Source organism: uncultured Romboutsia sp. (genome assembly GCF_958366745.1).
GTDB classification, from domain to species: Bacteria; Bacillota; Clostridia; order Peptostreptococcales; family Peptostreptococcaceae; genus Romboutsia; species Romboutsia timonensis.
On the sequence record NZ_CATXCO010000005.1, the window covers coordinates 19140 to 37876 of the forward strand.

Genomic DNA, 18737 nt, shown 5'->3' on the forward strand with positions numbered 1-18737 from the left:
ATACTCTATGTAATATTATTTGCTCAAAAAAAGCTATCGACAATTAAATTTATCAATAGCTCTTATAATTATTTATACTATATTATTCCGATTCTATTAATCCATATCCACCATTTTTACGTCTATATACTATAGATATACCATTTGACTCAGAATTCCTAAACATATAAAAATCATGTTCTGATAAATCCATTTGTAAAACAGCTTCTTCCGGACTCATTGGTTTTACACCAAATTTCTTAGTTCTTTTTATTACTATATCTAAATTATCTTCATTTGAAGAATAATCATTTTCTTCTATATCCTCTATCGCATCAAATCTTATACTTTCATTTGATTGATGTCTATCTTGTAGTCTCTTTTTATATTTTCTTAACTGCTTATTTAATTTGTCATATACAACATCTATAGCTGCATATAAATTTTCCTCTATATCTTCTGCTCTTATTATCGGACCACTTATAGGTATTATTGTAACTTCTACTTTTTGTCTTGCTTTTTTAGCACTCACTGTAACCTTTACATCTGTTGCTGGATGAAGGTAGAAATCCAATCTTCCTAATTTCTCTTCTATGGCATTTTTTATTCCATCTGTTAAATCCATTTGTTTTCCAGATATTATTATATTCATAAGAACATCTCCCTTCAGTTATACCAGTATAAATATTTATACTTTATTTTTATATTCTATATATCTGTTATAAAACCCTTTATTTTATTGTTAGCTTTTATAATTTAATATATTCAACTAAATAAAGATTTATTTAATTTAATAATAACTGTTAACAATGTGGATTATTATCCACTAATATACCTGTTGATAATGTGGATAAAATTGTTAATAAGTCTTACTTTTGTGTATTTCTAGCTATTTTTAACATTATATATATCCACAAATTTCAACTTAAGTTGTTACTAATTTGTGTATTTATGTCAAATTTTATAATATATAATCAAATTTTTTGTAAAAAAAAGCACCTAAAAAGGTACTTTTGAATATTTAGCTGACCTGGTTTTTGACCCCACACTCGCCTACTGGAGGGTTCGCTTGGGTTTGCCGCACTACTAGCTCTCTCGATTTTATACCGGTAGGTCTTACTTCTAAGCCGCACCATGATCATCAACCCCATTTTTAGTGTTGACTTACGTGGATCCCTTTGCCTGCGACTGGCTTGGACTTTCAACCACAGACCTAAATATTACTAACTTATTTTAATATTTTAAATGAATTATGTCAATAGAAAATTATGCCTTAACATAAAATGTATCTGTTCTAGTTAAGAAAGTAGATACAAAAACTTTATTTACTCCATTTATTTTTAAAATCTTTGATATTTCATTAACCGTTGAGCCTGTCGTAAATATATCATCTACAAGCAATACATTTTTATTTTTTAAATCAATTATATTCTCTTTTATCACAAATGCATTTTTTAATTCATTAATTCGCTCTTCTTTACCTAATTTATATAATCTTTTTGTATTATATTTTCTTGATATATTATCTACAGTAGGTATATCTACTATCTTACTTAAATCCATAGCTATCTTTTCAGCTTGATTAAACCCTCTTTGTCTTAATCTTTTTTTATGTAATGGAACAAATAATATATAATCAAATTTAATATTTTCTAAATCTAATTTCTCTTTCATTATAGTTGCAATATATTTACTCAAATAAGTCTTATTATTATATTTTAGTCCAAAAACTATTTTTTTACTAATTTCTGTATATTCTACACAAGATATTACTTTATCAAAGTAAAAACTCTTATTTAAACAATAACTACAACCATCTATACTTTGTTCTTCTAAAGAATAATTAATTATAGGCTTACCGCATTTAATACATCCGTCTAATATAAAATTTATATTACTAAAACAATCCTTGCACATAGAGTATGTAGTATTTTTGCTTATGGAACAATCACATAATATACAACTTATATTTTCAGGGTATAAAAAATCTAAAAATACATTAATTAAATTAGTAATCAAATTCAAAAAAATATTTTGTATCATATTTATTTTATCAATAATCCTTCTTCCCTAAATTTATTTAATTTATACGATAAATTGGAATATCTATCATTAGTTCTATTATTTTTTATCATATATTCTAAATATTTTACATCCCCAACTAGTACAACTAACTTTTTAGCTCTTGTTACAGCTGTGTATAATAAATTTCTACTAAGTAACATTGGTGGAGCCCATGTTATAGGTATAACTACTACTGGAAACTCACTTCCTTGACTTTTATGTATAGTTGTACAAAAGCTATGGTCTAGTTCATCTAATTCATCATATCCATAGGATACGATTTTTACTTGATCGAATAAGACATATATTTTTTTATTCTCTTTATCAATATGATAAATATATCCTATATCCCCGTTGTATATACCTTCACCACTCTCACTTTTATCTTCATTTTCCCATTTTTTAGTATAGTTATTTTTTATTTGCATAACTTTATCGCCAACTCTAAATATACGCTTTTGAAAACTTTCTTCTACTTTAAACTTATGTGGTGGATTTAGATATTTTTGTAATTCATTATTTAAGTTTATTACTCCTAAATCACCTTTTCTCATAGACGAAAGTATTTGTATATCTTTTAGTTTATCTAATTTATAAAACTTTGGAAGCCTCTCACTTACTAACCCTACAATTTCCTCTATAACTTCTTCATTAGTTCCTTTTCTTAAAAAGAAAAAATCTTTACCTTTACTATTTAAAAATAATGGCTCTCCTTTATTTATTTTATGAGCATTCACTACTATCATACTTTCTCTAGCTTGTCTAAATATTTCATTTAATCTAACTACATTTATTACATTTGAATCAATCATATCCTTTAAAACATTTCCTGCACCTACTGATGGTAACTGGTCGCTATCTCCAACTAATATAAGTCTTGTTCCTGGCTTTATCGCTCTAAGTAAACTATACATAAGTAAAACATCTACCATAGATACTTCATCTATAATTATTACATCTGCAGTTATAGGGTCTTCCTCATTTTTCATAAATTGAAGCTCTTCACTATCTGTTGCATATCCCATTTCTAGTAGTCTATGTATAGTTTTTGCTTCTCTTCCTGATGTTTCACTCATTCTCTTAGCAGCTCTTCCCGTTGGTGCCGCTAATATAACTTCTTTTTTATTATTTTCGAATATTTTTATTATTGTGTTTATAGTTGTAGTTTTACCAGTTCCTGGTCCACCTGTAATTATAACTACTCCATTTTCTATAGCTTCTTTTACCGCCAATGATTGATTTTTAGCCAGTTTTATACTATTTTCTTCTTCTACATACTTAATTTCTTCATCTATATCTATATTTAAGTTTTCAAATTCAAACTGTGATAACTTTATTATTTGTTTGCAAACTCCATTTTCTGATAAATAATATGGTATTAAATAAATTAATTGTTCTCCATTAACATTTTCTATATGAACTTTTTGATCATATGCTAATGAAATTATACATTCTTCTATTATTGTAGATTTTACTTCTAGTAACTTTGATGCTTCTTGTAAAAGAATATGCTTTGGTAGATAGGTGTGCCCATTTCCTAACGATTGATTTAGTGTGTACAAAATTCCTTGTGATACTCTATCTTTAGAGTCTTTTTCAATACCTATTTTATTAGCAATATTATCTGCTATTTTAAATCCAATTCCCCTTATATCTTCTGCTAATTTATATGGATTTTCATTTATTATTTTAATTGCTTTATTTTTATATTTTTTATATATTCTCATACAGTAATTTGGAGTAATTCCATATGGAGATAGTTCAATTATTATATTTCTAAGTTCTCTATTTTCCTCATAGCTTTTTACTATTTGGTCTATTTTTTTACTTCCAATACCTTCTACTTCCTTTAATCTTTCGGGAGCATTTTGTATTACATTTAAAGTATCAACTCCAAATTTATCTACTATCCGTTTTGCCATTTTCTCTCCGATACCATGTATCATTCCCGATGATAAATATACATATATTCCTTCTAAGGAAGATGGAGTTATAGGCATAAATTTTTCTACTTCAAATTGTGTTCCATATGTCTTATGATTTACCCATTTTCCTTCTACTTCAATACTTTCTCCTACAGATAAAGTAGGCATACATCCTACTATAACAATCTCATTATCTGAATTAGCTAAGTGAGCTATAGTATATCCGTTATCTTCATTTTTAAATACTATATCACTTATCATTCCTTCTATTCTTTCCATATTTATTCTCCTACAATAATTACTATTTCTATACTTGTCTTAAGTTGTAATTATTATACCTTATTATAATAAATAAAATCACCCCTTAAAGTAAATTTACTCTAAGGGGTGTATAAATTAGGATTTATTTAAATTATTCTCCTAATGCTTCTTTTCTTAATATTTCTGCTTTATCTGTTCTTTCCCATGGTAAGTCTAAATCATTTCTTCCAAAGTGTCCATACGCAGCAACTTGCTTGTATATTGGCTTTCTTAAATCTAGATCTCTTATTATTGCACCTGGTCTTAAGTCAAAGTTCTTATTAACTAATTCAACTAATTTCTCTTCAGAAACTTTTCCTGTTCCAAAAGTATCTATAAATACTGATAATGGTCTAGCAACACCGATTGCATAAGCTAATTCTATCTCACACTTATCTGCAAGTCCTGCAGCAACTATATTTTTAGCTACGTATCTTGCAGCATAAGCAGCTGATCTATCAACCTTTGTAGGGTCTTTTCCTGAGAATGCTCCACCACCATGTCTAGAGTATCCTCCATAAGTATCTATTATTATTTTTCTACCTGTAAGACCTGTATCTCCTTGAGGACCTCCTATAACGAATCTTCCTGTTGGATTTATATATATTATAGTCTCTTCATCAAGTAATTCTGCAGGTATAACAGCTTTTATTACATGCTCTATTAAATCTCTTCTTATTGTTTCATTATCAACTTCTTCTCCATGTTGAGTTGATATAAGTATAGTATGAACTCTAACTACTTTATTTCCATCATATTCAACTGTAACTTGAGTTTTCCCATCTGGTCTTAAGTATTCTAAAGTTCCATTTTTTCTAACTTCTGTTAATCTTCTAGATAGCTTATGAGCTAATGATATTGGAAGAGGCATTAATTCTTCTGTTTCATTACAAGCAAAACCGAACATTATACCTTGGTCCCCAGCTCCTATTTTTTCTATTTCATCTTCAGTTACTTCACCTTTTTTATTTTCTAAAGCTTCATCCACACCCATTGCTATATCTCCTGATTGCTCATCTATAGAAGTTATAACAGCACAAGTGTCACAGTCAAATCCATACTTAGCTCTATCGTATCCGATTTCTTTTACTGTTTTTCTTACTAACTTTGGTATATCAACATAAGTATTAGTACTTATTTCTCCTGCTACTAATACTAATCCTGTTGTTACTGTTGTCTCACAAGCAACTCTAGCATGTGGGTCATTTTCTAATAATGCATCTAATATTGAGTCAGATATTTGGTCACATATCTTATCTGGATGCCCTTCTGTTACTGATTCTGATGTAAATAAATGTCTTGCCATAATCCATCCTCCTAAAATTTTTCACATATATTTATTATCACAAGGTGGTTAGTTTCATACGTATCTTGAAAATAAAAAAACCTCTTCTTAGTAAGAAGAGGTTAATTTTGGTATATAAATACATTAATTAACTAACCTCATCTTTCAAGATATAAAATCTTGTAGGATTTAGCACCGTTTCCCTAATGGGTGGTTGCTGGGCTTCATAGGGCCTGTCCCTCCGCCTCTCTTGATAAGGTAATCAAGAAATATTTATTTTTTATGTTAATATAATAAATTTTACTACCTTTTTATTCTAATGTCAATATATTATATAATAATTTATTTTTTAGTTTTATATATTTTAGTTTTATACTATAAAACTAGTTAATTCTTAATCTATTGCAAATTGATTATATATAAATTTAACTCTCAAATTTACTTTATTAAACCTTAAAGATAGGTATTTTTTATATAAATTTTTCATATATTTTTTTGGAAAGGGGGTTCCTATGTATTTAGCCAAAATAAATTATAAAAAAGAAAATGTAGTACAGGTGTTAAGCTCAATTATTAAAGATGTAATTGATGAAAATACAGTTATAGTTTGTATAGGAACAGATAGAGCTATAGGTGATGCACTTGGACCTTTAGTTGGAACAATGTTAAAAAACAGCGACTTCAAATACCCTGTCTACGGTACATTAGATAACCCTATCCATGCTTTAAATATATATGAATCTATTGAACATATAAAAAAATCCCATCCTAAAGGTAACTTTCTAGCTATAGATGCGTGTTTAGGTTCAAAAACCAGTATAGGCAATATACAAATAAGAGAAGGCCCTATCTTGCCCGGAAAAGGAGTAGGTAAAAAATTACCTCAAATAGGACACTATTCAATAGTAGGTATAGTAGATAAAATAGATGAAAATAATAGATTTTCATTTAATAGTATCAGACTTAGTTTCATTCTAGAATTAGCCGAGATTATTTCTTTATCACTTTTACTTTCAACGTAACTTAAATACAAAAATAAAAAATCCTACTTTAAATAGTTTATTCCATTTAGAGCAGGATTTTTTATTTATATTTTATTTTTTATTAAATGTTCCACCCGATTTTAATAAATCTATTGAACTAAGTGCCTTTCCTGTTCCCGCAGCTACACAAGATAATGGCTCATTAGCAACTATTACCTTTATACCTGTTCTTTCCTCTATTCTTTTATCTAATCCGTATAATAATGATCCTCCACCTGTCATAATTATACCTCTATCACTTATATCTGCCGCTAATTCTGGAGGTGTTTTTTCTAGTACTACATGTGCCGTAACCACTATCTGCTCAACGCACTCATCCAAAGCTTCTAACATTTCTGAAGAAGATACTTCTATGGCATAAGGTAATCCAGTAATTAAGTTTCTACCTGTTACTCTCATAGTTTTCTCTTCTTCTCTTTTATATGCACAACCTATTTCTATTTTTATTTTTTCTGCAGTTCTTTCTCCTATTAGAAGGTTATGTTGTTTCTTCATATACCTTACTATTGCCTCATCAAATTTATCTCCACCTATTTTTATAGACTCACTTACTACAGCTCCACCTAGAGATATTACAGCTACATCTGCTGTTCCTCCTCCTATATCTATAACCATATTTCCATGAGGTTGAGATATATCTATTCCTGCCCCTATTGCAGCCGCTATAGGCTCTTCTATTATATATACCTCTCTTGCACCAGCCTGTCTTGTTGCTTCTTCTACAGCTCTTTTTTCAACTTCTGTAACTCCAGTAGGCACACATACCATTATTCTAGGCATAAAGAATCTACCAAATCCTTTTTTATCTACGACTTTATCTATAAAATACTTTAACATTTTTTCAGTTACATCATAATCTGATATAACACCATCTCTTAAAGGTCTTATTGCAACTATATTCCCTGGCGTTCTTCCTATCATTCTCCTAGCTTCTTCACCTACTGCTAATACAGAATTATCTTTCTTATCTATTGCTACAACAGAGGGTTCTTCTAGAACAATTCCTTTTCCACTAACATATACAAGTACATTTGCCGTACCTAAATCTATACCTATATCTGCTCTAGACATTTCTTCAACTCCTTTTTTATTTTTATCGATTCATTTTTAACTCCTATTATACAAAATATACAAAAACTTTATTTAAGTCAAGAAAAAGATGTAGGTATCACCCTACATCTTTCTTCGTTTCTTTTTCATATTTAAGTTTTGTTGCCATTCCACCTCTGATGTGTCTCTCAGATTTATTTTTTTCTAAAACCATTTTAACCTCTTTTGCAAGGGTTGGGTTTATTTCCTCTAATCGTTCAGTAACATCCTTGTGAATAGTACTTTTACTCACACCAAATGTCTTAGCGGTTTGTCTTACTGTAGTATTCTTTTCTAGTATATATTTTGCTACAACGATTGCTCGCTCCTCTATATGAGACCTCACTACATTCCCTCCTCACATACTAACCTTAATGATATATATGTGAGTTAAGCAAAAAATATAACAGACTCAATCATTTTTGATTAAAGTCTGTTATATTTTTTAGTAACGTATATTTGTTGACAATATAAGCTAAGTTATTTTTATTTAAGAAGCGTCATAGGATCTATAGATTCTTCACCTTTAAAAGCTTCTACATGTACATGTGTTCCATCTTCACTTTCAACTGAAGTAGTATTTCCAACTGTACCTAATACTTGACCTTCTGTAACTTCCTGTCCTTTTTTAACATTAGTTTTTTCATCTAAGTTAGAGTATACAACTACTACGTTATTAGCACCTTCTACTCTTACTGATATTCCATGTTTGTCATCTTTAAATACATTAACTACTTTTCCATCTAATAGAGATTTTACTTCATAACCTTTATCTGCACTTATATCTAAACCTTTATGTATTTCCCATAAATCTAATGTTTTTGAATAACTTGGTTCTTTTTCAGAGTATTCTCTAACAACTTTAGTCCCTAAGAAACTTAACTTTGAACTTTTATTTTCTTGTTTTTCTTTGGCTTTTTCTAAGTTTTCCTTTGACCCAGTTGAAGTAGGTATAGAGTCGTCTTTTTCTGCTTCTTTTTCTATTAAATGTACTTCATCTTCGTCTCTTTTGCTATTTTCGTTAGTCTTATTTACAAATAAATCATTTGATGTTAACTCATCTACATTATTTTTTGTAAACCAAACCCCACCAATAGCTACTAAACATATACATACAAATAAAGCCAAGTAAAAACCATCTTTTTCTAATAGTTTTTTCTTCATACAGCACCTCCAAATATATTGTGTATCTGTATTGTTGGCCTTATTTTCTAATTTTATACAATTTAATCACTTTTTTACATTTATTTTTAATGCTTTAATATAAATCCTTTATTGTTGTATCTTTATAGTAATGAGATAGTATTTCATAGTATTTATATCCCTCTTCTGCCATTCCATTAGCCCCCCACTGGCTCATTCCTACTCCATGTCCGTATCCCTTTACTACAAAGTCTAGAGAGTTAGTGTCAAATTTTATTTCAAAGTTTGCTGAGTTTAAATTTAATATATTTCTTATATCTCTACCTGTAAGTTCTTTATTCCCTAATTTTATTTTTTCAACGGATCCCCCATCACTTCTATTTAATATTTTAATTTGAGAGCTAAGATTATTTTGAGTTATATTTATATCACTATATGTACTTTTTAATTTACTTACAAAATCTTTATTACTTATTTTTAATGTAGATGCGTATTTTGGTGCATATTTATCATATGGACTATCTACCGATCTTAGATATGGATATTCAGTTGAAAATACCTCTTCACTATTTTCAGTTTTTCCTGATGATGTTGAAAAATATAATGGTAATATAGGTTCTCCATTATAAGTTATGATATGTCCTTTTGTTTCATTTACTGCTTGTTTTACTTTAGGATAAGAGTTTTTTATCCAATCTTCACCTTTGGATTTTTTTAATTCTTCATAGCTTTTATATTCTTGACAATGAGTATAATCAGTACATACAGCTGCACCTTTGTGCTTAGATGTTTCATTTTCTTGATTATACATAACATAAGTTCTAGCTGCAACAGCTTGTGCCTTTAATGCTTCTATATTAAAATCTGAAGGCATTTCTCCTGAAAGTACCCCATATAAATACTCTTCTATATCCATTTGTTGTGTTTTTCCTGTTTTATGGTTGTATATATTAATTTTAGGTGAATCTTTATCTACCGTTTCATAATTTATATATTTTGAGGATGATTTTTTTTCTATTAGTTGTTCTTGTTTTTGAGGAGTATTGGTTTCTATATCATCATAAGAGACTACACTTAAAAATATTGGTAATGTAACTGAGCATACTATTACTCCTGCTAAAATTCTTAAAGGGTTATTCATATACTTTTCCTCCTTAGATTACTTATCTTTAAAGTATATGAATAACCCTTTATATTATATTACTATAAAACTTTATTTATTAATCTTCTATTATTTGTATGTTTCCACCTAATGCAGTTATCTTCTTATCTATATCTACATATCCTCTTTGTATGTGGTATATTTCACCTATTTGAGTTTCCCCTTCAGCTATAAGACCACATAATATAAGTGCAGCACCTGCTCTTAAATCTGTAGCATTTACTTTAGCACCGTATAGTTGATTAACACCCTTAACAATTGCACTTCTACCTTCTATTTTTATATCTGCACCCATTCTATTGAACTCTGCAACGTGCATAAATCTATTTTCAAATACAGTTTCTATTACAGTTCCACTTCCATTTGCAACAGTAAGCATAGCCATAAATTGAGCTTGAACATCTGTTGGGAATCCTGGATGTGGTAAAGTTTTTATATCAATAGGTTTTAAAACTTCTGGACCTATTACTCTAACTGCATTTTCCATTTCGATTATTTCACAACCTGCTTCTATTAATTTAGCTGTTACAGGCTTTAAATGATCCATTATTACGTTTTCTATAGTTATATCACCTTTAGTCATAGCTGCTGCAACCATATATGTTGCCGCTTCTATTCTATCAGGAATTACATTATGCTCTGTTCCTATTAATTCTTTTACACCTTTTATTTTTATCGTGTTTGTTCCAGCACCCTTTACATTAGCACCCATTTCATTTAAGAAGTTTGCTAAATCTACTATTTCTGGTTCCTCTGCTGCGTTTTCTATTATAGTCGTTCCCTCTGCAAGTGCTGCTGCCATCATTATATTTTCAGTTGCACCAACTGATGGGAAGTCTAAGTATAATTTATTACCTACTAATTTTTCAGTTGTAGCTTCTACAAATCCATGATCCATATCAACTTTAGCACCTAAGTGCTTAAATCCTTTTAGATGTAAATCTATTGGTCTAGTTCCTATAGCACATCCACCTGGCATAGATATCTTTGTATGATTAAATCTTGCAAGTAATGGTCCCATTACTAAGAAAGATGCTCTCATCTTTCTTACAAGCTCATATGGAGCTTCGCATGTTGTTATATTAGTAGCATCTACAGTTAAAGTATTATTATTATACTCTACCTCTGCTCCTAAATGTCTTAATAAATCAGATATAACATGTACATCTTTTAAATTTGGAACTCCATTTAATGTAGACTTTCCCTTTGCTAATAATGTTGCTGCTATTATAGGTAATACTGCATTTTTTGCTCCATCTATTTTAACGCTTCCTTTAAGCGGATTACTCTTTTTAACTAATATCTTAGGCATATTTTTATTCTCTCCTCATTATCAATAATCTAGTTTTATAATCGATCAATAATCTAGTTTTATAATCGGTGTAGCTATGTATATTAATGTTTTATCATCATCCTCGCTATACCTAATTCCTATATTTAAATTTATCTTATTTCCTAAATACTCTAAATAATTTTCATCAAATAGTTCACTATATGCTGTAATAGATACCATGTTCTCGCTTTCGACTCTATCTATTTCTTCAGCACTCATATTATATAATATTTCTTGGAAAATATCATCATATTTGCTAAATTGTAATTTTTTAGAAAACTCTCCCGATATACATGTACTTATATCAATGATATTTGAATATTTATATAGTGATTTCTCAAGAATTGTATAAATATCCACTATATTTTTATATACCTTATTGTCCAATATGTCAACAATTATATATGATTCATTACTATTTTTTTTAATCCCAATTATAGAAATGCTTTTATTAGAATTATTTGATTGAATATATATCTGTTTTTCTTTTTCACCCCATTTTTCTTCCCACTTTATATCACTTTCTTCTAAACCCAAGTCATTAATTATATCTATGCATATATCTTTTATTTCATTCTTAGTTATATCATAATTTATTAATCCATTAGCTTTTATATTATAAAATTTAAAATCTGCTTGTGTATTATTAAATGTTTCCAAAAATTTATCATATCCACTATTATCAGTGTCCCCATATGAAATAAATATGCCTATTAACATTAGTATAAAAAAACTAGCTATAACTTTAACTATTTTCATTTAAAAATCCCCCTTAAAATTATCATTTCATACTTAAATTATTGACAACTTTAAGGAGGATATACTTTTATAAATTATTTTTATATCTATTCAACTGTTACTGATTTAGCTAAGTTTCTTGGTTTATCTACATCACAACCTCTTTCAACTGCAACATAGTAAGATAATAATTGAAGTGGTAAAACTGTTAATATACTAGATACTATATCATCTACGTTTGGTATATATATTACCTTATCAGCAGCTTTTTCAACTTCTGTATTCTTTTCTTGAGCTATAGCTATTACATACGCTCCTCTAGCTCTAACTTCTTCCATGTTAGATACCATTTTTTCGAATAACTCTTCTTGAGTTGCTATCGCTATTACTGGAGTTCCTTTTTCTATTAATGCTATTGTACCGTGCTTTAATTCACCAGCAGCAAAAGCTTCTGCATGTATATAAGATATTTCTTTTATCTTTAATGCACCTTCCATAGCTAAGTTGTAATCTAATCCTCTACCTAAGTAGAAAGCACTATTTGCATCTTTTAATGTTTTTGCAACATCATTTTTTATATATTCTTCTTGCTCTAAAGCTTTCGATACCTTTTCTGGCATTTCTTTTAACTTATCTATCATTTCATTGTAGAATTCTCTTGTTATAGTACCTTTCTTTATAGCAAAATCTAATGCTATCATATAGAATGATACTAATTGAGTTGTATAAGCTTTAGTAGATGCAACAGATATTTCTGGACCTGCCCAAGTATAGAATACATCATCTGATTCTCTAGCTATAGAAGATCCTACAACATTAGTTACTGATAATATTCTAGCTCCTCTTTCCTTAGCATATCTTAAAGATGCTAAAGTATCTGCTGTTTCACCTGATTGACTTACTAATATTAATAAAGTATTTTCGTCAACAAATGGATCTCTATATCTAAATTCAGATGCTATATCTGTTATTACCGGTATTTTTGCAAACTTTTCTATAGCAAATTTACCAACAAGACCTGCATGATATGCAGTACCACATGCAACTATATAAACTTTATTTATTTTATCTAAGTCTTCCTTAGTCATTTTTATATCATCTAATTGGATTTCTCCATTATCATTTAATCTTCTTATTAATGTTTCCTTAACACCGTTTGGTTGCTCGTATATTTCTTTTAACATGAAGTGCTCATACCCACCTTTAGATGCAGCTTCTACGTCCCATGTTATTTCTGTAACTTCTTTTTCAACAACGTTTCTATTCTCATCTAATATAGTTAACTTATCTCCAACTATATGAACAAATTCACCATTTTCTAAGAAGTATACATTTCTTGTATATTTTAATATAGCAGGTATATCTGATGCTATAAAGTTTTCACCTTCTCCAAGACCTACAACTAATGGACTATCTTTTCTAACTGCAACTAATTCATTGTTGTTATCCTTGCATATAACACCTAAAGCATATGCTCCTCTTAATCTTTCAGTTGCTTTATAAACAGCATCTAATAAGTTTCCTTCATAGTATTTATCTACTAAATGAGCTACAACTTCTGTATCTGTTTGAGATAAGAATACAACACCTTCAGCTTGTAATTCTTCTTTTAATTCCATGTAGTTTTCTATTATACCATTGTGTACAACAGCTATTGTTCTATCCATGTTAAAATGAGGATGAGAGTTTACATCAGATGGTTCTCCGTGAGTTGCCCATCTAGTATGTCCTATTCCTAATCCACCTAATATTGGAGATTTTTCTAAATCTTCAGCAAGTATTGCTAATCTTCCTTTAAACTTTCTTATTTCTAATTCATTTCCAGTATTAACTGCAACTCCTGCAGAATCATATCCTCTGTACTCTAATTTAGAAAGTCCTTCTACTAAAACTTCTGTTGCTTGTCTGTGTCCTAAATATCCAACTATTCCACACATATTAAATTCCTCCTAAAAATATTATTATTTATATTTTTAGAGTTAGGTCATATATTATTCACTTAAGCTTCCCTTTGTGTATAGAATTACTCCTATATTTTAAGAAAGTTCTTTCGATGGTGAACTCACCGCAGAGCATCCGCCGACAATTCGATAAACTCTGACCTCGTCAACTTAGTTTTTATAATATCAATTCGTTGTCGCTAGTAACTAAGTTCTGGCGCTTATTGATGAGCACAAATTTTATTTTTGTGCTCACCTTAAAAATTATGATAATTTTTCTTGTATAAGATTAGCTAAGTTTGTTGCTAATTCTTTTATTTGACCTTCCTCTTTACCTTCTAACATAACTCTTACTAATGGTTCTGTTCCTGATGGTCTAATTAAGACTCTTCCACATCCATCTAGTAATTTTTCTATTCTTTCTATCTCATATTTTATCTCTGGATATTCCATATATTTATTCTTGTTTTCATTTTTTATTCTAGCATTAACTAATACTTGTGGGTATTGAGTCATTACAGCTGCAAGTTCTGATAAATTTTTGCCTTCTTCTAGTACTATTTGAGCTAATACTAAAGAGCTTAAAACTCCATCTCCAGTTGTATTATAGTCTAAGAATATCATATGCCCTGATTGCTCTCCACCAAGGTTATATCCACTGTTTTTCATTTCTTCTAATACATATCTATCTCCTACAGCAGTAGTAGCTAGATTTATACCATGCTCTTTTGCCGCTATAGTAAGTCCTATATTACTCATAACAGTAACTACTAAAGTATCTTGTGCTAATTTACCTTTATTTTTTAAATGTATAGCACTTAATACCATTATATGATCTCCATCTACAATGTTTCCATTTTCATCAACAGCAATTAATCTATCTGCATCTCCATCATATGCAAGACCTAAGTTAGCTTTATGCTTAACAACATCCTCTTGTAATTTTTCTGGATGTGTAGATCCACACTTATCATTTATATTATTTCCATCTGGTTCACTATTTATAGTTACTACATTTGCTCCTAATTCGCTAAATATTGTTGGTGCAACTTTATATGCTGCTCCATTAGCACAATCTAGCACTACCTTTAATCCTTTAAAATCAACATTTACTATAGATTTTAAATAGTCTATATAATCTCTTTGAGCGTTATGAACAAATATTTTTCTTCCAACTTTTTCACCAACTGGATGATAATCTACTTTTTCTATATTATCTATATACCCTTCTATTTCTAACTCAACTGCATCATCTAGTTTGTATCCATCTTTATTAAAGAACTTTATACCGTTGTATTCAACTGGATTATGAGATGCTGATATAACAACTCCACAATCAGCTTCATATTTTTTAGTTAAATATGCAACACCAGGAGTTGGTATTACTCCAACTGTAACAACATCACATCCTACAGACATAAGACCTGCAACTAATGCTGCTTCTAACATATCCCCTGAAACTCTAGTATCTTTACCAACTATTACTTTAACTTTATCTTTTCCTTGAGCTAATACATATCCACCAGCTCTACCTAATTTATATGCTAAATCACAAGTAAGTTCCGTATTTGCTACCCCTCTTACTCCATCTGTTCCAAAATATTTTCTCATTAAAGATCTCCTTTCAAAAAGAAAAAACGTATAAGTATATTATTATGTATATTTAAATTGTATTATTCTCTTAGTTTAATCCATAAAGACATTTTAATACAGATAGGGAAAAAGAACAATATAATTATTTAAAATCTACACTATAGAGTAATTCATATACTTTAAAGTTAAACGATTAATATTATATTACTTTATTTTATAATATACAATTTTATAGCATATATAATAAATAAGATGCAACAATAATTATTTATGATTATTGTTGCATCTTATTACTAAGTCTATGACTCTTCTATAGTTACAGTATCCGGATCTATATTTATTTTTTCTATTTCATATATAGATTCATATTTTATCTTACAAGTATTATCTTCTAAGGATACTTCATTTAAATCAATATATAGCTTTATATCATCTTTATTTATTGAACCTTCACTTTGTAAGTATTCTATACTAACATTAATACTATTAGGAATTTTTATTTTACTTTTATCTATATTTTCTGTATTATTTCTTATTTCTATATCTTTAGCTGTATACGTATATTCTTCTAGTGTATTCTCTTCAGAATTCTTATTTATTGTAATATACTTTGTTTCTATAGTTATTCCACTCGGAACTTGTAAATATATATCTTTACTTGTTCCAGGTAATATTTCAGATAACTTTACAGGTTGAGTTTCTATATTATTTATAGAATCTACAATATCTTTTTTACCTTTTATAGTTACTGTATTCTGACTCATTGTATAATTTACACCTGATTCGCTATTATCAGATAACTTTAATATTATTGGAACAGTCTTTTGAGCTAATAAGATTATATTAACGTTAACTGAATCTTTTTCTAATTCTACTCCTTCTACAACCTTACCGTTGGCATCTACTGGCTCTAACTTTATGCTTTGTGAAAAATTATTAGATTCTCCACTAACTTTAACAGTTCCTACGACTCTTTTTACTTTATTAACCAAACTTCTTGGTCCAGATATACTAACTTTATCTATATTGTCTTGTAACATAATATTGTCTACATTATTTTTTCCACTACCAGTTATATCTACTTTTATACTTTTATCTTCACTAATAATTTTTTCTAAGGTAACAATCATAACTGGATTTTTAAAATCATAGTTTACTCTTTGAGAAGTAGATACTTTTAAATATATCTCATTATTTCCTTCCAGAGGATTATTTATTTGTCCATATACATTTATATCATCTTTTGTTACTTTTTTTAGATTTGATAATTTCCCAGTAACATATATATTAGTTGTAAGATCTTGTTCTGGATAAATAACAAGATCTCTTTCATTTAATTCATTTTTATTAGTTATTGTAACAGGTATATTTTCAAATAATTTAGTTTCCTCTGGATCTACAATTGCCATAACATACATCCATAGTACCATAGCGCTTAATAGGGATATAATCTTTATTTTAGAATTATATTTCAATTTATTTATCATTTAAATATCCCACCTTTAAAAAAGCCTTTTTCTTGAGTAGTAACCTTTAGATTACTTCTTAATATATTAATCATTCTTTCCTTTGATATATTTCTATATAATTTACCTGCTTTAGCTATAGATACATCTCCAGTTTCTTCTGATACTATTAATGATATACAGTCAGAAACTTCACTTACTCCTACTGCTGCTCTATGTCTAGTACCTAAATCCTTACTCAAATCCTTCGATTGAGTTAACGGAAGAAAGCATGCCGCTGCTTTTATTTGAGAATCCCTTATAACAACTGCTCCATCATGTAAAGGAGTATTAGGTATAAAAATATTTATCAATAATTGTCTCGATATTGCACCATCAATACTTGTACCTGTATTTATTATATCTCCTATTTTAGTTTGTCTCTCTAATATAATAAGAGCCCCTATTTTCTGTCTAGATAAAGAATATAATGCTTCTACTATCTCTTCTATTGTTTTATTAAAAATTTCTTCTGATACACTTATGCTATTCTTCGAAAAGAAATTAAATTTTGTTCTTCCTATATGTTCAAGCCCTGCTCTAAGTTCTGGTTGAAATATTACCAATGCAGCTATAAAACCTAAATCAAGAGCTTTTATTAATAACCAATATAATGTATGTAGTTTTAAAATTTCACTAATTTGTGTAGCTACAAATAACAAAACAATTCCTTTTAAAACCTGTTCTGCTCTAGTATCTTTAATGAACATAAATATCTTATAAAATATGTACGCTACTATTAATATATCTATAATATCATTTAGACTCATACTAAATATCATATCAAAAAATCCACCGAAAAAGGAATTTATATCCAACACAATTTGTTCCTCCTATTTGAGATTTATTAATAATTTGCACTATTACACTATGTATTATACTATATTCATCTAAGTATATACAAACTATTTAATATATAGTTTATTTTATAAAATAAAAAAAGTTTCACTAATGTGAAACTTTTAAAATGGTGAGCGCACAGGGATTCGAACCCCGGACACACGCCTTAGAAGGGCGTTGCTCTATCCAGCTGAGCTATGCACCCATATTTTATTATGGAGCGGGAAACGAGATTCGAACTCGCGACTTTCACCTTGGCAAGGTGACGCTCTACCACTGAACTATTCCCGCATATACAATGGCGGGAATAACAGGACTCGAACCTGTGACCCATTGATTAACAGTCAATTGCTCTACCAACTGAGCCATATTCCCGCGATATTTAATTAAGTTGGCGACCTGGAAGGGACTCGAACCCTCGACCTCCAGCGTGACAGGCTGGCATTCTAACCAGCTGAACTACCAGGCCGCAAATGGTGGGACTAACAGGGCTCGAACCTGTGACCCCCTGCTTGTAAGGCAGGTGCTCTCCCAGCTGAGCTATAGTCCCATAAGTTTAATTTGGAGCGGGTGAAGGGGATCGAACCCTCACAGCCGGCTTGGAAGGCCGGAACTCTACCATTGAGCTACACCCGCATATTTAATTTATACAAAGTGGTGGAGGATGGTGGATTCGAACCACCGAAAGCAATGCTAACAGATTTACAGTCTGCCCCCTTTGGCCGCTCGGGAAATCCTCCACGTTGGAGCTGGTGATAGGAATCGAACCTACAACCTGCTGATTACAAGTCAGCTGCT

Annotated in this window: 15 protein-coding genes, 7 tRNA genes and 1 riboswitch; of the genes, 1 reads left to right on the forward strand and 21 read right to left on the reverse strand. The window is 29.5% G+C overall.

The features are described from left to right. Positions 1-82 precede the first annotated feature (82 nt). The 4 genes from raiA to metK all read right to left on the reverse strand — a co-directional run bounded on the left by raiA (position 83) and on the right by metK (position 5574). Positions 83-631 carry a ribosome hibernation-promoting factor, HPF/YfiA family gene (gene raiA / locus Q5F54_RS00990; protein WP_071121566.1) on the reverse strand — a complete coding sequence of 183 codons (549 nt, stop codon included), beginning with the start codon at positions 629-631 and terminating at the stop codon, positions 83-85. Between the two features lie 614 nt (positions 632-1245). Further along, positions 1246-2022 (reverse strand): ComF family protein, encoded by a 777-nt coding sequence (locus tag Q5F54_RS00995; protein WP_288306384.1) that lies wholly within the window; start codon positions 2020-2022, stop codon positions 1246-1248. A 2-nt stretch (positions 2023-2024) separates the two neighbouring features. Next, a complete protein-coding gene (locus tag Q5F54_RS01000; RefSeq protein ID WP_071121568.1) occupies positions 2025-4247 on the reverse strand; it encodes an ATP-dependent RecD-like DNA helicase in 2223 nt (740 codons plus the stop codon). A gap of 133 nt (positions 4248-4380) precedes the next feature. Continuing rightward, positions 4381-5574, reverse strand: coding sequence for a methionine adenosyltransferase (metK, locus tag Q5F54_RS01005; protein ID WP_071121569.1), 1194 nt, complete (start codon positions 5572-5574; stop codon positions 4381-4383). Between the two features lie 134 nt (positions 5575-5708). After that, a riboswitch (SAM riboswitch) is annotated at positions 5709-5813 on the reverse strand. 252 nt (positions 5814-6065) lie between these two features. Between metK and yyaC the strand changes: the two genes are divergently transcribed. After that, entirely contained in the window at positions 6066-6575 is a 510-nt protein-coding gene (yyaC, locus tag Q5F54_RS01010; RefSeq protein ID WP_281537442.1) for a spore protease YyaC, read from the forward strand. Positions 6576-6647: 72 nt separating this feature from the next. Here yyaC and Q5F54_RS01015 read toward each other — a convergent pair whose 3' ends face one another. From Q5F54_RS01015 to Q5F54_RS01095, 17 genes are all read right to left on the reverse strand, one after another. Beyond that, the gene (locus tag Q5F54_RS01015; RefSeq protein ID WP_277231246.1) at positions 6648-7667 is read right to left on the reverse strand and encodes a rod shape-determining protein; all 1020 of its coding nucleotides are present in this window, start codon (positions 7665-7667) and stop codon (positions 6648-6650) included. 97 nt (positions 7668-7764) lie between these two features. Then, entirely contained in the window at positions 7765-8031 is a 267-nt protein-coding gene (spoIIID, locus tag Q5F54_RS01020) for a sporulation transcriptional regulator SpoIIID (RefSeq protein ID WP_071121572.1), read from the reverse strand. A gap of 140 nt (positions 8032-8171) precedes the next feature. Continuing rightward, on the reverse strand, positions 8172-8849 hold the full coding sequence (locus Q5F54_RS01025; RefSeq protein WP_281537440.1) for a M23 family metallopeptidase: 678 nt from the start codon (positions 8847-8849) through the stop codon (positions 8172-8174). A 94-nt stretch (positions 8850-8943) separates the two neighbouring features. After that, a complete protein-coding gene (spoIID, locus tag Q5F54_RS01030; RefSeq protein WP_071121574.1) occupies positions 8944-9969 on the reverse strand; it encodes a stage II sporulation protein D in 1026 nt (341 codons plus the stop codon). A gap of 79 nt (positions 9970-10048) precedes the next feature. Continuing rightward, the gene (murA, locus tag Q5F54_RS01035; protein ID WP_071121575.1) at positions 10049-11302 is read right to left on the reverse strand and encodes a UDP-N-acetylglucosamine 1-carboxyvinyltransferase; all 1254 of its coding nucleotides are present in this window, start codon (positions 11300-11302) and stop codon (positions 10049-10051) included. Positions 11303-11347: 45 nt separating this feature from the next. Further along, on the reverse strand, positions 11348-12082 hold the full coding sequence (locus tag Q5F54_RS01040; RefSeq protein WP_302333878.1) for a YwmB family TATA-box binding protein: 735 nt from the start codon (positions 12080-12082) through the stop codon (positions 11348-11350). A gap of 86 nt (positions 12083-12168) precedes the next feature. Then, on the reverse strand, positions 12169-13998 hold the full coding sequence (gene glmS, locus Q5F54_RS01045; protein WP_071121577.1) for a glutamine--fructose-6-phosphate transaminase (isomerizing): 1830 nt from the start codon (positions 13996-13998) through the stop codon (positions 12169-12171). A 267-nt stretch (positions 13999-14265) separates the two neighbouring features. Further along, positions 14266-15612, reverse strand: a complete 1347-nt coding sequence (glmM, locus tag Q5F54_RS01050; RefSeq protein ID WP_281537437.1) for a phosphoglucosamine mutase — start codon at positions 15610-15612, stop codon at positions 14266-14268. A gap of 281 nt (positions 15613-15893) precedes the next feature. Then, positions 15894-17081, reverse strand: a complete 1188-nt coding sequence (locus tag Q5F54_RS01055) for a YbbR-like domain-containing protein (protein ID WP_281537436.1) — start codon at positions 17079-17081, stop codon at positions 15894-15896. Continuing rightward, positions 17078-17920: a diadenylate cyclase CdaA gene (gene cdaA, locus Q5F54_RS01060; RefSeq protein WP_281537435.1), complete on the reverse strand. Its 843-nt coding sequence runs from the start codon at positions 17918-17920 to the stop codon at positions 17078-17080. Before cdaA ends, Q5F54_RS01055 begins: the two co-directional genes overlap by 4 nt. A gap of 147 nt (positions 17921-18067) precedes the next feature. Beyond that, positions 18068-18144: transfer RNA gene (locus tag Q5F54_RS01065), tRNA-Arg, on the reverse strand. A gap of 11 nt (positions 18145-18155) precedes the next feature. Continuing rightward, positions 18156-18230, reverse strand: a tRNA-Gly gene (locus Q5F54_RS01070). A gap of 8 nt (positions 18231-18238) precedes the next feature. Next, positions 18239-18314 (reverse strand) — tRNA-Asn (locus tag Q5F54_RS01075). 17 nt (positions 18315-18331) lie between these two features. Further along, a tRNA-Asp gene (locus Q5F54_RS01080) sits at positions 18332-18408 on the reverse strand. 5 nt (positions 18409-18413) lie between these two features. Next, positions 18414-18489 (reverse strand) — tRNA-Val (locus tag Q5F54_RS01085). A gap of 12 nt (positions 18490-18501) precedes the next feature. Next, a tRNA-Gly gene (locus tag Q5F54_RS01090) sits at positions 18502-18575 on the reverse strand. Between the two features lie 19 nt (positions 18576-18594). Beyond that, a tRNA-Tyr gene (locus Q5F54_RS01095) sits at positions 18595-18679 on the reverse strand. Positions 18680-18737 lie beyond the last annotated feature (58 nt).

Bases quoted from the DNA above. Each gene is read 5' to 3' on its own strand.
- Q5F54_RS01040 (WP_302333878.1), bottom strand. From the start codon at position 12,082: ATGAAAATAGTTAAAGTTATAGCTAGTTTTTTTATACTAATGTTAATA.
- glmM (WP_281537437.1), bottom strand. From the start codon at position 15,612: ATGAGAAAATATTTTGGAACAGATGGAGTAAGAGGGGTAGCAAATACG.
- Q5F54_RS00995 (WP_288306384.1), bottom strand. From the start codon at position 2,022: ATGATACAAAATATTTTTTTGAATTTGATTACTAATTTAATTAATGTA.
- murA (WP_071121575.1), bottom strand. From the start codon at position 11,302: ATGCCTAAGATATTAGTTAAAAAGAGTAATCCGCTTAAAGGAAGCGTT.
- Q5F54_RS01055 (WP_281537436.1), bottom strand. From the start codon at position 17,081: ATGATAAATAAATTGAAATATAATTCTAAAATAAAGATTATATCCCTA.
- glmS (WP_071121577.1), bottom strand. From the start codon at position 13,998: ATGTGTGGAATAGTTGGATATTTAGGACACAGACAAGCAACAGAAGTT.
- Q5F54_RS01025 (WP_281537440.1), bottom strand. From the start codon at position 8,849: ATGAAGAAAAAACTATTAGAAAAAGATGGTTTTTACTTGGCTTTATTT.
- yyaC (WP_281537442.1), top strand. From the start codon at position 6,066: ATGTATTTAGCCAAAATAAATTATAAAAAAGAAAATGTAGTACAGGTG.
- Q5F54_RS01015 (WP_277231246.1), bottom strand. From the start codon at position 7,667: ATGTCTAGAGCAGATATAGGTATAGATTTAGGTACGGCAAATGTACTT.
- spoIID (WP_071121574.1), bottom strand. From the start codon at position 9,969: ATGAATAACCCTTTAAGAATTTTAGCAGGAGTAATAGTATGCTCAGTT.
- Q5F54_RS01000 (WP_071121568.1), bottom strand. From the start codon at position 4,247: ATGGAAAGAATAGAAGGAATGATAAGTGATATAGTATTTAAAAATGAA.
- metK (WP_071121569.1), bottom strand. From the start codon at position 5,574: ATGGCAAGACATTTATTTACATCAGAATCAGTAACAGAAGGGCATCCA.
- raiA (WP_071121566.1), bottom strand. From the start codon at position 631: ATGAATATAATAATATCTGGAAAACAAATGGATTTAACAGATGGAATA.